Origin of the sequence: Chromobacterium vaccinii, assembly GCF_001855275.1 — a bacterium.
GTDB lineage: Bacteria > Pseudomonadota > Gammaproteobacteria > Burkholderiales > Chromobacteriaceae > Chromobacterium > Chromobacterium vaccinii.
The window spans coordinates 192,570-205,984 of the sequence record NZ_CP017707.1; the positions used below are offsets into that span (position 1 = coordinate 192,570).

The window sequence follows — 13,415 nt, forward strand, 5'->3', positions numbered from 1 at the left end:
GAAATGGCCGACAAACTTTACCAGATGGAGGTGCGGGCGGAGCCGCAATACGTGGCGGACCAGTCCAGCGTCGCCAATGATGTCTACGTGTTCGCCTACCGCGTCCGCATCACCAATACCGGCAGCGAGCCGGCGCAACTGATCAGCCGCCACTGGATCATCACCGACGCCAACCAGCAGGTGCAGGAGGTGCGCGGCATGGGCGTGGTGGGCGAGCAGCCGCATCTCGATCCCGGCCAGGTATTCGAGTATTCCAGCGCCGCGCATATCACCACGCCGTACGGCAGCATGAAGGGCGTCTACCAGATGATGGCCGACGACGGCCAGCGTTTCGAAGCATCCATTCCCGAAATGACGCTGGTGGCGCCGCGGGTGCTGCACTAATCGCTTTTACAGGAAGGGTCCTTGTCGTCGCGCGGCCAGGTCCACCAGACGATGAAAGTGGCGAGCCCGCCGGCTCCCAGCGCTTCCAGCAACAGAATCCACATGATGTCCGCCCCTTTATGAAGTGAAGTGCTATTTCACTTTGGGATAGGTCTTAGTCACAGGCAAACCTTATTTATGCGTATCACCCATAGCGGCCCGGCGCCGTCCGGCCGCAACGATTGGCAAACCATCCAGACCCTGCTGCCCTATCTGTGGGCGTTCAAGTGGCGAGTTTCCCTGGCCTTGGCCTGCATGGTGCTGGCCAAGGTGGCGGCGGTGACGGTGCCCTTGTACTTGAAGGACATCGTCGACCAGCTGTCGGTGCCGGCCACGCTGCTGGCCATCCCGGTGCTGGCGTTGACCGGCTACGGCGTGGCGCGGCTGCTGTCCGGCGTGCTGGGTGAGCTGCGCGACGCGATCTTCGCCCGCGTGATCCAGGGCGCGGTGCGCAGCGTGGCGCGCAATGTGTTCGGCCATCTGTTCAAGCTGTCGCTGCGCTTCCACCTGGAGCGACACACCGGCGGCATGAGCCGCGACATCGAGCGCGGCACCAAGGGCATAGGCTTCCTGCTGAATTTCACCGTGTTCAACATTCTGCCCACGCTGCTGGAAATCGGCATGGTGTCTGCCATTCTGTTGCACCGCTACTCGTGGGAGTTCGCGGTGGTGACGCTGGGCACCATCGGCCTTTACATCGCATTCACGCTGCTGGTGACCGAGTGGCGCACCGTTTACCGCCGCACGATGAACGACCTGGACTCCAAGGCCAATTCCAAGGCGATAGACGCGCTGCTGAATTACGAAACGGTCAAATACTTCAACAACGAGGAATACGAGTCCAAGCGTTACGACCGCAATCTTGAGGCCTGGGAGGCGTCGGCGATCAAGAACCAGGTATCGCTGTCGCTGCTGAACGCAGGCCAGGCCGCCATCATCGCCATCGGCGTGACGTTGGTGATGGTGCTGGCGGCGCGCGACGTGGTGGCGCACCGGATGACGGTGGGCGACGTGGTGCTGGTGGCCACCTTCATCACACAGCTTTACGCGCCGCTGAACTTCCTGGGTTTCGTCTATCGCGAGATCAAGCATTCGCTGGCCGACATCGAACGGATGTTCAAGCTGCTGGGCGTCAATCTGGAAGTGGCGGACGCGCCGGACGCCAAGACGCTGGAAGCCCGCAACGCGACGATACGCTTCGAGCGCGTCGGCTTCGCCTACGAATCCAAGCGGCAGATCCTGCATGATGTGGACTTCGCCATCCCCGCCGGCCAGACGCTGGCGGTGGTCGGCGCCAGCGGCGCCGGCAAGTCCACGCTGTCGCGGCTGATGTTCCGCTTCTACGACGCCACGTCCGGCGCGGTGAGGATCAACGGCGAGGACATCCGCGCGCTGACGCAGGATTCGCTGCGCGCCCATATCGGCATCGTGCCGCAGGATACGGTGCTGTTCAACGACACCGTCTATTACAACATCGCCTATGGCAAGCCCGGCGCGACGCGTGATGAGGTGATCGAGGCGGCGCGTTCCGCCCACATCCACGATTTCGTCAGCAGTCTGCCGGACGGCTACGACACCATGGTCGGCGAACGCGGGCTGAAATTGTCCGGCGGCGAGAAGCAGCGCGTCGCCATCGCGCGCACCATTCTGAAGAATCCGCCGATCCTGATCTTCGACGAGGCCACCAGCGCGCTGGATTCGCGCACAGAGAAGGCGATCCAGCGCGAGCTGACCGCCATCTCCGCCGATCGCACCACGCTGATCATCGCCCACCGGCTGTCCACCATCGTCGACGCCGACCGCATCCTGGTGCTCGACGCCGGCCGGGTGGTGGAGCAGGGCAGCCATCGCGAGCTGCTGGAGCTGGGCGGCCGCTACGCCGAAATGTGGCGGTTGCAGCAGGAGAGCGAGGCGGTGGCGGAGTAAGGGCTCGCGGCGATCCTGCGCCTGGCGTATCGCTGCGGCATCGGTTCGGGCATGGCCCGATCCCGCTGGGGGTCAGCAAGGCGGAGCCGAATGGAATGGCCAATGCGCGTCTGCAGCAAGACTATGCTGAATAGGCCGCGGCCGAGCGGTATCCGGTGGGTATCTATCTCGCCTCGGGCGATGGCGCGAATGCCATTGTTTTCAAAGCAGCGGCGGCTAGGTAGAGAATATGGCCAGGCAGGCCACGCCGGCGATCAGGCCGTATTGCCCATGGCCGACGAGAAGTGGCGGCGGGCTGCTGTTTTCGCTCCAGCCCGGGCTAGTGATGGATGCGCGTCCATCTTGTTTGCAAAGGGCTGCAGCAGGTGAGTGGAATCGGCGGGAGGTGTATGGCGTACAGATGCGTACTGCTATCGGTTTTTATGCTGATTGCCGGGTTTTCGCACGCGGAAAGCCGCAAGCTGACGCTGTGCTACGACAAATATCCGCCGTATGCGATAGGCGAGTTCGGCGAGGCGGCCAGCGGCGGCATCAAGGTGAAGTTGCTGCAGGATATCGGCAAGCAGCTCGATATTCTGGTCGCGGTCAAGATACTGCCTTGGAAACGTTGCCTGAGCGCGGCCAAGGATGGCCTGGTGGATGGCATTCTTCCTCTATACAAGACGCCTGAGCGGGAGCAGTTCATGGCGTTTTCCCTGCCCGTCATGCGGCAGTACAACTGTTTTCTTTATAAAAAAAGCGCATTCCGCGGCCGCGTGGATTGGACCGATTATCAGGCCCTGAAAGATCATCACCTGGGAATGGAAATCGGCTCGGTCGTCGACAAGGAAATGGAAGCGATATTCGAATCCGCTCATCCAATTGAACGGGCGGCGGATTCCATAACCTTGATGAAGATGATGGATTCAGGCCGCATCGATCTCGCCACCATAGACTCCAACGTCGGGAAGTATCTGGTCAATCAGCAGGGCGTCGCTGACACGATAGGCGTTTCCGATGTGCCGATAGGCAAGCTGTCTTACGCCGCGTTTGGATTTTCCAAGGCGTCGGGAGCGGACAAGTGGGTCGCCGAATTCAATAAGGTCATTGAGAAAATGCGCAAGGCGGGGCTATTGGAGAAGATAGAGGCCCAGACGTCGAAGTAGGACGCGGAGAGGGCCTCGTTTTCGCGGGGCGGTCGGCGGCGCTTGGCCGCCTCCTAGACGGGGCTGGCGGTATTTTGCAGCACGGTGCGGTAGCCGTCGTGATCGACGAATGTGGCGCCGTGGACGTTCCAGTAAGGATTGGCCGAGGGCTGCTGGGCAAAGCCGGCCGCGCGCATGCAGGCGCAGGCGGCCTCCCATTCGGCGTGGTCGGGGAGGTAGAGCACCAGCAGGTCTTCAACTGTAGGGCTGGGGTGCGCCGGGTGGCGATGGCTGACGACGAATTCCAGATGGTAGCCGGCGCCTGGCAGACCCAGCATCACGCCGTCGAAACCCGCGTGATCCTTGAAGCTGCCCAGTTGCTGCAGATTCAAGCCCTCGCAATACATCGCTTTGCTGAGGTTGAGATTGCCGACCGGGCGGGCGATGCGCAACTGGGGCGTGTGCTTGTACATGGCGATGGAGGCGGGTGGTTTGGAGATGCCTTCATCATGGCATGAGGGCGGACGCTCAGCCAGCTTTCCCCGCTTTGATGCGCTTCATTTCTTCGATCACCAGCGCGCCCTGGCGCAGCGCCTCGCGCAGCGCGTCGGCTTGCGGCAGGCCGGCAAACTCCAGCGACGGGTCCAGCGCGGCCAGCGCGCGGCGGACGCTGGCGCAGACGTCGGCGGCGGCGGCGAAGTCGGCGGGCCCCATCACCTTGCCGTTGCGGATGCGGCGGTAGTAGGCGCGGGTGGAGTTCAGATACTGGGCGGCGGTTTCCTGGCCATCCAGCCGGCCTTCTTCCGCCATGCTCTCCAGCAGTCCGACCAGTTGGCGGCAGGCGGCCTCGGCCTGGGCGTTGCGCTGTTCTTGCGCGCGGCGTTGTTGTTGGCCCGGTTTGGGGGCGGCGGTTTTCTTGTTGCGCTCGGCCATTGTCGTGTCCTTGGTCTGCTGAGCGCGCATTCTAGCGGCGGGGGAGGCTGGCGTCTAATTCATGCAGTTCGAAGCGGGCCAGATGGTCGAAGCCGGAGGGCAGCGATACCTCGACGAAATCCTGAAGGCAGAACAGGGTGAGTTTGCCGCCGTAGACGGCGCCGGTGTCCAGATGCATCACGTTGTCGTAGAGAACGGCGTCAGGCTGGGGAGTATGGCCCGCCAGGACCAGATCGATGCCGGCCACCGCGCCAGCGCCGCCGTTCTGCACGCGTTCCCGCGACCATAGCAGCACGTCGTAGTCCTGCTCGCTGGGATTTTCCGCCTCCAGGCGGGCGGCCAGCGCGGTCCAGTCGTTGCCGGGGCAGTCGGCGTGGATTACGCCTATCTTGCCGGCCTCGACGTCCACCTCCAGCGCCAAGGGCAGCCGGGATAGGGCGGCGGCGCAGGCGCTGCGCTCCGCTGACGTCAGCTCGGTCAGCCAGCGGCCGCCATTGCACAGATGGCGCTTCTGGTCCTCCTGCGGGTTGCGCACCGCGTCCAGCGCCATCTGCTCATGGTTGCCGCGCACCGCGTGAAACCAGGGCTGGGCCAGCCATTCCGTCACCATCGGGCTGTCCGGCCCTCTATCCACCAGGTCGCCCACCGACAGCAGCCGGTCGCGAGCGGGATCGAAAGCGACGATCTTGAGCAAGCGGGACAGCTGGGCGAAGCAGCCGTGCACGTCGCCGACTGCCCAGTCCCGGCCTTGAGTGTTGCGAGGCAGCTTTTCGATCAGCATGGCGGAGCGCTCCGGGCGGTTTTCTCAGCGGGCCATCCAGTCCCGGCAGAACTCGTCGCGGAAGTGGATCAGCCACTCCAGCTTCCGCTCGGCCATGTTGCGTCCGGCCTCGGTCTGCATCATGCCGGGCAGTCTGGCCAGCTTGACGTCGATATGGTCGATCGCCCAAGCCTGGTCGTCCAGGCCGCGCTGCTCGGCCATTGGGTCGATGGGGTGGGCCAGCGCGCGCCCCATGCGGCCGGATACGTAGAACATGCGGGCCAGGCCAACCGGTCCCAGCGCGTCCATGCGGTCGGCGTCCTGCACGATCTTGGCCTCCAGCGTGCGCGGCGGGATGGCGGCCGAGTAGCTGTGGGCCTCGATGGCGTGGGCCAGGTTGTCCAGCTGGGCGCCGGACAGGCCGCTGTCGGCCAGCAACTGCCGCGCGCGCTCGGCCGACCAGTGCGAGGCGAGCTGGCGTTGCGGATGGTTTTTGGGCAGGTTGACCAAGTCGTGCAGGTAGCTGCCGGCCATGACGACGATGGGGTCGGCCTCGGGATAGTGGGCCAGCAGCTTGCGCGCGACGGCCCAGACGCGGTGGAGGTGGCTGAGGTCATGGGCGCCGTCGTCATCCGGCGGCTGGTTTTCCAGCAAGGCGATCAGGCGTTGCTGCCATTCGGTCTGTTGCTGCGGAGTCATGCGGCAGGTCCTGATGTTTGCGCGCGCCGGCGGTGCGCCGGCGTGGCGGGGTTGCGCGTGTCGTCCGCTGGGGAGCGGCGAAAATGATGGATTGAAAACAATCCGTATTGTCATTTTAACACCCGCAGGCGGAATCGCCGGCTAGCGCGCAGCGGAAAGCGTCATTTCCCATTGGGACAGGCGGTAGGCGGCCTGGTGGCGCAGCAACAGGGAAACCAGAGGCAGGTCGCGGCTGTCGACGTTGTTGAAACCCAGGCGGCCGAAGGCGCTCAAGCCCTGCGCGGCCAGCAGCAACTGGCTGGCGACGCCCTGGCGGCGGAAGGCCGGGCTCACCTGCAGCTCGGCGACCTCGCCGTCCGGCGACATCAGCAGCGAGCCCAGGCGTTGTCCGTCGCGGTCAACGGTCAGCCAGCGCAGCGGCGGGTCGGCCCGCTGCAACGATTCGCGCCGATTGGGCACCGCCTGGGGATAGGAGAGGGTGTCGGGAGCCGGCCATCGCGCTGCATCATGAGTGGTATGAATGGTCACTGGCCATGCGCGGCGGGTCTGAACCTGCGCCGTCAGCTGGTAACAGTCCAGCTTGCGCAGCGGCGCGAAGCCCAGCGAGGCGTAGGCGTCGCGCGCCCGCTGGTTGCCGTCTATCACTTCCAGGCGCTGGCGGCGGATGCCGTGGGCGGCCAGCAGCCGGCTGACCAGCCCCGCCATATCGGTCAGTGCATGGCGCCGCCTCGCGGCGGGCGCGACCCCGGCGGCGATGCAATAGCCTTCTGGTTCCCCGTCTATCTCCGGCGTCGCGCATAGCCAGAAGCCGGCCAGGCGGCCATCCAGCCAGGCGCCGGCGCTCAGCTCGGGCGCCCAGCCTCGCCGGCGCAGCATGGCGGTCAGTTGCGGCAGGCTGGGCTGGGCTGGCACCAGGTAGTCGCTGAAAGCGTCGAGAAAGCAGGGGTGAAGGTCTTCAGGCGCCAGCCCCGCCAGCGATGCGATCTTCATCGGAGGACGGGTTCGGGCGCGGCGGAGACAATGGACAGCGCGCGCTGAACGAAGGCGTCTTCTTCTCCGACCGGCGCGATGTAGGACAGGATCTCGCGGGTTTTCGCCTCGCCGGCCAGGCGCAGCAGCACCCAGGCCGCCAGGTATTGCGAGGACAGGCAGCCGCCGGCGGTGGCGATATTGCCGGCAACCCGGAAGGCCGCGGACGGCACGCGGATGCCAAGCTGTTCCAGCATGGGCCGGGTCATGCCATCGGTACAGGCGACGCCGTCGGCGAGCAGGCCCAGCCGGTGCAGCACCAGCGCGCCTGAGCACTGGGAGCCGATCAGCTGGCGGGACGGGTCCAGCTTCAACTGGCTCATGATCGCGTCGTCGGCCACCCAGTCGCGGGTGCGCCAGCCGCTGCCTATCAGCACCGCGTCGGCGCGATGGGCATAGGACAGGTCTTCCTGGCGCTCCACGCGCGTGCCGCTGCGGGACTGGATGACGGGCACGGGCGAGCAGATGCGTACATTCCAGCCTTGCGGGCTCATCCGGCCCAAGATGCCGGCGGCGATCATGGAGTCCAGCTCGTTGAAACAGTCCAGCGTGATGATGGCGATATCCATGGGGCGGTTCCGTGGGATCAAGGCATCGGACTATGTTGTTCGCATCGGCCGGCCGGGTCAACCGGAGAGGGAGGAAAGCCCCGCCGGGCGGCGGGACGGGCAGGGTCAGTCTTCCAGCCAGATCAGCGAGGCCATGCGGCCGGTTTCGCGGTCGCGGCGGTAGGAGAAAAAGCGGTCGCGGTCGATCACGGTGCAGAAATCGCCGCCATGGATGCGGGATACTCCCAGCTTTTCCAGCCGCTGCCGCGCCAGCGCGTAGATGTCGGCCAGGTATTTGCCGTCGCCGATGTCGACGAAGGCATGGTCCGCCTCGGTGTCTTTCTCGATAAAGGCCTGGCGCACTTCTGCGCCCACTTCGAAGGCGTCGGGGCCGATGGCCGGGCCGAGCCAGGCCATCAATTCCGATGGAGGCAGCGCCATCGCGGCCACGGTCGCCTCGATCACGCCGTCGCACAGTCCGCGCCAGCCGGCGTGGGCCGCGGCCACCGCCCGGCCTTGCTCGTCGCATAGCAGCACCGGCAGGCAGTCGGCGGTCATGACCGCGCAGGCGACGCCCGGCGCGCGGGCGAAGCTGGCGTCGGCGTCAGGGGCGGCGTCGCCGACCGTGCTCGCGTCAGCCACGGCGATGCCGTGCACCTGGTTGAGCCATGCCGGGGCCACGGGCAGTTCGTCGCGCAGCCGCGCGCGGTTGGCCGCTACGGCTGCCGGGTCGTCGCCGACGTGCGCGCCCAGGTTCAGACTGGCGTAAGGCGGCTGGCTGACGCCGCCGTTGCGCGTGGTCGCCAGCGTGCGGACCCGGGCGGGGGCGGGCCAGTCGGCCTCGATCCAGTCTTTATCGGGCATAGATCACCTCGACGTCGCCGTCATCATCGTCGTCATCGTCCCAGTCTTCATCGTCCTCACCATCGCCGTGGGCGAAGGTTTCGTCGTCCGCCACCGCGCCGTCGCCGCGCAACAAGTCCAGCAATGCGCGGAAGTCATCGGGCAACGGCGCTTTCCAGCTGCGCTCTTCGCCGGTGGCCGGATGGATCAGCGCCAGCGCGAAAGCGTGCAGCGCCTGGCGGCCCAGCGCTTTTACCGCGGCGGCGGCGTCCTCGTCCATCTTGTGGCGCGGATTGCCGTACACCGGGTCGCCGGCCAGCGGGTGGCCCGCTTCGCGCATGTGGACGCGGATCTGGTGGGTGCGGCCGGTTTCCAGCTTGCATTCCACATAGGAGTGGCTGGAGAAGCGCTCCAGCACCCGCAGGTGGGTGATGGCCGGTTTGCCGCCGAATTTCAGCACCGCCATTTTCAGCCGGTTGTGCGGGTCGCGGCCGATGTTGGCGTCTATGGTGCCGTCGAAGGGCACCACACCGTCGGCGATGGCGCGGTAGACGCGTTTGACGGTGCGGGCCTGCATCTGGCGAACCAGCTCGGTTTGGGCCGGCACGGTCTTGGCCACCACCATCAGGCCGGAGGTGTCCTTGTCCAGGCGGTGGACAATGCCGGCGCGCGGCACGTTGGCCAGCGCCGGACAGTGGTGCAGCAGGCCGTTGAGCAGGGTGCCGCTCCAGTTGCCGGAGGCGGGATGCACGACCAGGCCGGCGGGTTTGTTGATCACCAGGATGTGGTCGTCCTCGAACACGATGGGCAGATCCATCGGCTCCGGCTGGAAGGCCATTTCTTCATTGGTGAGCTGCAGCGTCACTTCCAGCTTCTCGCCGCCCAGCATCTTGGTCTTGGGCGCGACGACCTGGCCGTCCACCTTCACCAGCCCGTCTTTGACCCATTGAGTCAGCCGGCTGCGGGAGTAATCGGGCAGCAATTTGGCGAGCGCGGCGTCAAGCCGTTCGCCGCACTGCGAGAGCGGCACCTCAAGAAGTTGCGTGGCGGATACCTCGTTTTCCGAGATGTCGCTATAATCGTCCGGGTCAATGTAAGGATCAGTCATGAAAAGATACGTTGTTGCAGCTATGTTGGTGATGGTGGGGCTTGCCGGGTGTGCAACCACGGAAACCTACGACGAAACGCGCGGTTGGACCGTGGAGAAGCTCTATTCGGAAGCTCACGATGAGTTGAACAGCGGTAATTATACTCGCGCAGTCAAGCTGTATGAAACGCTGGAAGCGCGCTTTCCATACGGACGCTACGCGCAGCAGGCTCAGATGGACCTGGCCTACACCCATTACAAGGACGGCGAGCCCGAGCTGGCCATCGCCTCCGCCGATCGCTTCATCAAGCTGCATCCTACACATCCGAACATCGACTACATCTATTATCTGAAGGGCTTGGTGTATTACAACGATGATTCCGGCCTGCTCGCCAAATGGGCTGGCCAGGACATGAGCGAGCGCGATCCGCGCGCCGCCCGCGAGGCCTTCTCCGCTTTCCGCGAGCTGACCACCCGTTTCCCCAACAGCACCTACGCGCCGGACGCCAAGGCGAAGATGATCCGCCTGGTGGACGCGCTGGGAGGCAACGAGATGCACGTGGCGCGCTACTACATGAAACGCGGCGCCTATTTGGCCGCTGCCAACCGCGCCCAGGGCGTGGTCAAGGACTACTCCAACACCAAGTATCCGGAAGAGGCGCTGGCCATCATGGTGTCCGCCTACGACAAGCTGCAGTTGCCGAAGCTGCGGGACGACGCGCGCCGCGTGCTGGCGCTCAACTATCCGCAGAGCCAGTACCTGAACAAGTCGTGGACGGTCGAAGAGATGCCGTGGTGGAAGCTGTGGAAGTAAGCTTCCCTGCATGTTGAAGTCGAACAGCCCGTCGAGAAATCGGCGGGCTGTTTTGCCGCAGGGGGCTCAGAAGCTTGCGATGCGATCCCGGCAGGCCCACGCCTCGGACATGATTCTGGCGAACAGCTCGGCGACGCTGGGCAGGTCGTCGATCAACCCTTGAGCCTGGCCGATCAATTGCACGCCTTTTTCATGGTTTCCCTCCTGTATCGCCAGGCGGATGGATTCGGTGGCGGCGCCGAACAGCGCCAGCTGGCGCAGCGCTTGCGGCTGGCTGAGCATGCCGCCTATCGCCACTTTCATCACCGGCATGCCCATCCGGCGCGCCATCTGGCTGGCGCGGAAGGCGGCGGGGATCAGTCCCAGCGGCTTGCGGCAAGCGCGGCGCGCGGCGGGAGTGTCCATCATCCGGCACCACAGGCCGTCGAAATTCTTCGAGTACAGCGTATCGCCGACGCCGCGCTGCAGCACCATGTCCTTGGTGGAGGCGTGGACCGGGCTTTCCCGGGTCATGGCCAGCCGGGAGCCCATGGCCACGGCGTCGGCTCCCAGAGCCATCGCCGCCATCAGGCCGGCGCCGTCGGCGAAGCCTCCTGCTGCGACGATGGGCAGCGAGCTTGCGCGGCGGATGGCGGGAATCAGCACCAGCGAGGTCACGCTGCCGCCGTGTGCCGCAGCCTCGTGGCCAGTGACCAAGAGGGCGTCCGCGCCGCATTTTTCGGCCGATTTCGCGTGCTTTTCCGTCACCACGGTGGCCAGCACCTTGCCGCCGTAACGATGCGCGGCCTCGGCGATCCAGTCGCCTTTGCCCAGCGAGTAGTTGATCACCGGCACTTGCTCTTCCAGCGCGACTTCGGCGTTTTCGGCGGCGCCGGGCATCATCAGCGTGCAGCCGATGCCGAAGGGTTTGTCGGTGAGCTCGCGTATGCGGCGGATGGCGGCGCGGGTGGCGTCGGCCGACAGCGGGCCGGTGGCGAGTATGCCCAGGCCGCCGGCGTTGCCGACCGCCGCGACCAGTTCCGGGGTGGCGATATAGCTCATGCCGGGGCAGAGCAGGGGGAGCTGGATGTCGAACAGGCGGGTGATGGCGGTTTGCATGGAGACGGGAGCGAGTGGTTTACAATGACGTTTCATTGTTGATGTATTTGTCCTGAATTTCAAACGAATGTTTTAATCCATGGCGCTGATCATAGTTCTGATGGGGTGGTTGTACGCGGTGTTGATGCTGGCCGCGGGGCAGCGCAGCGTGGCTGCCGGCGCGGCGGTGTTTTTCTTTCTGGGCGTGCTGCCGGTCTGGTTTGTCGCGTGGGTGGTACGCAACCGGCTGCGCAAGCGGCGGCGGGCCGCGGAGAACGAGGGAAAGGCTTGAATCCGGCTGTCCTGAAATGCTACAATCTCGTGTTCCCCACCGTGTTGGCGGGGAATTGTTAATCCAAAACTACGCACATCCGCGCCAAAGGGTGCCCGCAGGCTGAAGCCTTCAGGGTTGTCTGCGCGGATGGAGGCTTAACCCTTTTAGGAGTTTTTGCATGTCCACCAACGTTACCATGCGTCAAATGCTTGAGGCCGGCGTTCACTTCGGCCACCAAACCCGTTTCTGGAACCCGAAGATGGCTCAGTACATCTTTGGCAGCCGCAACAAGATCCACATCATCAACCTGGAAAAGACTCTGCCGCTGTTCATCAGCGCCCAGGAATATGTGCGTCGTCTGGCCGCCAACAAGGGTACCGTAATGTTTGTTGGTACCAAGCGTCAGGCGCGTGAGATCGTCCGTGAAGAAGCTGCCCGCGCTGGCATGCCGTTTGTTGATCACCGCTGGCTCGGCGGCATGCTGACCAACTACAAGACCGTGAAGCAGTCCATCAAGCGTCTTGAAGAGAAGCGTGCCATCCTGGAAGGCGCTGACACCGGTTACAACAAGAAAGAACTGTTGGACCTGCAACGCGAAGTTGACAAGCTGGAACGCTCGCTGGGCGGTATCAAGGATATGAAGGGCCTGCCGGACGCCATCTTCGTTATCGATACTGGCTACCAGAAGGGCACCATTGTCGAAGCCAAGAAACTGGGCATTCCGGTTATCGGCGTTGTTGATACCAACAACTCCCCGGACGGCATCGATTACGTGGTTCCGGGCAACGACGACTCCTCCCGCGCCATCCGCCTGTACGCTCGCGGCATCGCCGACGCGGTACTGGAAGGTCGCGCGAACTCTCTGCAAGAGATCGTCGCAGCTGCTGAAACGGCCCAGGCCGAGTAAGCGGAAAAGGGGCGAAAGCCCCTTTTTTTGGACCCGAACATTCACGTAATCTAAATCATTCAGGAGTAGCAAGATGGCGGAAATCACCGCAAAAATGGTTTCGGATCTGCGCGTGGCCACCGGCCTCGGCATGATGGAGTGCAAGAAGGCTCTGGTTGAAGCTGAAGGCGACGCGGCCAAGGCTGAAGAAATCCTGCGCATAAAGTCCGGCAACAAGGCTTCCAAGATGGCTGGCCGTCTGGCCGCCGAAGGCATCATCGGCTCCCACGTGGAAGCCGGCGTCGGTGCCTTGGTTGAAGTGAACTGCGAAACCGACTTCGTCGCCAAGGATCCGACCTTCCTGGCTCTGGCCGCCGCCGCCGCCAAGGCTGCCGTCATCGCCAATCCGGCCGATGTCGAAGCGCTTTCCGCAGTGGAAGTCGACGGCGTGTCCGTGGAAGACATCCGCAAGGCTGCCATCGCCAAGCTGGGCGAGAACATGACCATCCGTCGTTTCGTTCGCTACCAGACCGAAGGCGCGATCGCCACCTACCTGCACGGTGCCAAGATCGGCGTGATCGTCGACTACGCCGGCGCCGAGCAAGTGGGCAAGGACGTGGCCATGCACATCGCCGCCTCCAAGCCGATCTGCGTGTCCAAGGACCAGGTTTCTTCCGAAACCCTGGATCAAGAGCGCAAGATCTACAGCGCCCAGGCTGCCGAGTCCGGCAAGCCGGCCGATATCGTCGCCAAGATGGTTGAAGGTCGCATCAACAAGTTCCTGGCTGAAGTGACCCTGCTGGGTCAGCCTTTCGTCAAGAACCCGGATGTGACCGTCGAGAAGCTGCTGGCCGAGCAAAAAGCCTCGGTCAAGGCATTCGCCATGTTCGTAGTGGGCGAAGGCATTGAGAAGAAAGTAGTAGACTACGCAGCTGAAGTGGCTGCGGCTGCCAAGCTGTAAGTTTCGACTTACCGCTTTACCAACGGCACCC

General features: G+C 64.2%; 16 protein-coding genes. 7 read left to right on the forward strand and 9 right to left on the reverse strand.

Annotated elements, in window-relative coordinates; all coding sequences use genetic code 11:
- The first annotated feature begins 3 nt into the window (after nt 1–3).
- The 3 genes from apaG to BKX93_RS00885 all read left to right on the forward strand — a co-directional run bounded on the left by apaG (nt 4) and on the right by BKX93_RS00885 (nt 3,494).
- Nucleotides 4–384, forward strand: a complete 381-nt coding sequence (gene apaG, locus BKX93_RS00875; protein WP_021475402.1) for a Co2+/Mg2+ efflux protein ApaG — start codon at nt 4–6, stop codon at nt 382–384.
- 177 nt (nt 385–561) lie between these two features.
- Nucleotides 562–2,349: an ABCB family ABC transporter ATP-binding protein/permease gene (locus BKX93_RS00880; RefSeq protein ID WP_046166509.1), complete on the forward strand. Its 1,788-nt coding sequence runs from the start codon at nt 562–564 to the stop codon at nt 2,347–2,349.
- Nucleotides 2,350–2,771: 422 nt separating this feature from the next.
- The gene (locus BKX93_RS00885; RefSeq protein ID WP_046155790.1) at nt 2,772–3,494 is read left to right on the forward strand and encodes a substrate-binding periplasmic protein; all 723 of its coding nucleotides are present in this window, start codon (nt 2,772–2,774) and stop codon (nt 3,492–3,494) included.
- Between the two features lie 53 nt (nt 3,495–3,547).
- Here the strand turns inward: BKX93_RS00885 and BKX93_RS00890 are convergent, their stop codons facing one another.
- The 8 genes from BKX93_RS00890 to rluD all read right to left on the reverse strand — a co-directional run bounded on the left by BKX93_RS00890 (nt 3,548) and on the right by rluD (nt 9,393).
- Nucleotides 3,548–3,946: a VOC family protein gene (locus BKX93_RS00890; protein ID WP_046155791.1), complete on the reverse strand. Its 399-nt coding sequence runs from the start codon at nt 3,944–3,946 to the stop codon at nt 3,548–3,550.
- A 55-nt stretch (nt 3,947–4,001) separates the two neighbouring features.
- Nucleotides 4,002–4,406, reverse strand: coding sequence for a hypothetical protein (locus BKX93_RS00895; protein WP_070981603.1), 405 nt, complete (start codon nt 4,404–4,406; stop codon nt 4,002–4,004).
- Between the two features lie 31 nt (nt 4,407–4,437).
- Nucleotides 4,438–5,187: a metallophosphoesterase gene (locus tag BKX93_RS00900; RefSeq protein ID WP_070978198.1), complete on the reverse strand. Its 750-nt coding sequence runs from the start codon at nt 5,185–5,187 to the stop codon at nt 4,438–4,440.
- A 24-nt stretch (nt 5,188–5,211) separates the two neighbouring features.
- Entirely contained in the window at nt 5,212–5,865 is a 654-nt protein-coding gene (locus BKX93_RS00905; protein ID WP_046166510.1) for an HD domain-containing protein, read from the reverse strand.
- Nucleotides 5,866–6,006: 141 nt separating this feature from the next.
- Entirely contained in the window at nt 6,007–6,855 is an 849-nt protein-coding gene (locus tag BKX93_RS00910) for a GNAT family N-acetyltransferase (RefSeq protein ID WP_046166511.1), read from the reverse strand.
- Nucleotides 6,852–7,463 carry a type 1 glutamine amidotransferase family protein gene (locus BKX93_RS00915; RefSeq protein ID WP_046155794.1) on the reverse strand — a complete coding sequence of 204 codons (612 nt, stop codon included), beginning with the start codon at nt 7,461–7,463 and terminating at the stop codon, nt 6,852–6,854. The genes BKX93_RS00910 and BKX93_RS00915 overlap by 4 nt, the downstream gene beginning before the upstream one ends.
- A gap of 105 nt (nt 7,464–7,568) precedes the next feature.
- Nucleotides 7,569–8,306 (reverse strand): peptidoglycan editing factor PgeF, encoded by a 738-nt coding sequence (gene pgeF, locus BKX93_RS00920; protein WP_046166512.1) that lies wholly within the window; start codon nt 8,304–8,306, stop codon nt 7,569–7,571.
- Nucleotides 8,296–9,393, reverse strand: a complete 1,098-nt coding sequence (gene rluD / locus BKX93_RS00925; RefSeq protein WP_046166513.1) for a 23S rRNA pseudouridine(1911/1915/1917) synthase RluD — start codon at nt 9,391–9,393, stop codon at nt 8,296–8,298. Before rluD ends, pgeF begins: the two co-directional genes overlap by 11 nt.
- On the opposite strand from rluD, the gene BKX93_RS00930 reads away from it, so the two are divergent.
- Nucleotides 9,392–10,186, forward strand: coding sequence for an outer membrane protein assembly factor BamD (locus BKX93_RS00930; RefSeq protein WP_046155797.1), 795 nt, complete (start codon nt 9,392–9,394; stop codon nt 10,184–10,186). The two genes, rluD and BKX93_RS00930, sit on opposite strands and share 2 nt — an antisense overlap.
- 66 nt (nt 10,187–10,252) lie before the next feature.
- On the opposite strand, the gene BKX93_RS00935 is transcribed toward BKX93_RS00930, so the two are convergent.
- Entirely contained in the window at nt 10,253–11,284 is a 1,032-nt protein-coding gene (locus BKX93_RS00935; RefSeq protein ID WP_070978199.1) for an NAD(P)H-dependent flavin oxidoreductase, read from the reverse strand.
- 79 nt (nt 11,285–11,363) lie between these two features.
- On the opposite strand from BKX93_RS00935, the gene BKX93_RS00940 reads away from it, so the two are divergent.
- The 3 genes from BKX93_RS00940 (at nt 11,364) to tsf (ending at nt 13,384) form a co-directional block, all read left to right on the forward strand.
- Nucleotides 11,364–11,555: a hypothetical protein gene (locus BKX93_RS00940; RefSeq protein ID WP_052717308.1), complete on the forward strand. Its 192-nt coding sequence runs from the start codon at nt 11,364–11,366 to the stop codon at nt 11,553–11,555.
- Nucleotides 11,556–11,715: 160 nt separating this feature from the next.
- Nucleotides 11,716–12,444 (forward strand): 30S ribosomal protein S2, encoded by a 729-nt coding sequence (gene rpsB, locus BKX93_RS00945; RefSeq protein ID WP_021477860.1) that lies wholly within the window; start codon nt 11,716–11,718, stop codon nt 12,442–12,444.
- 73 nt (nt 12,445–12,517) lie between these two features.
- On the forward strand, nt 12,518–13,384 hold the full coding sequence (gene tsf, locus BKX93_RS00950; protein WP_046155799.1) for a translation elongation factor Ts: 867 nt from the start codon (nt 12,518–12,520) through the stop codon (nt 13,382–13,384).
- Nucleotides 13,385–13,415 lie beyond the last annotated feature (31 nt).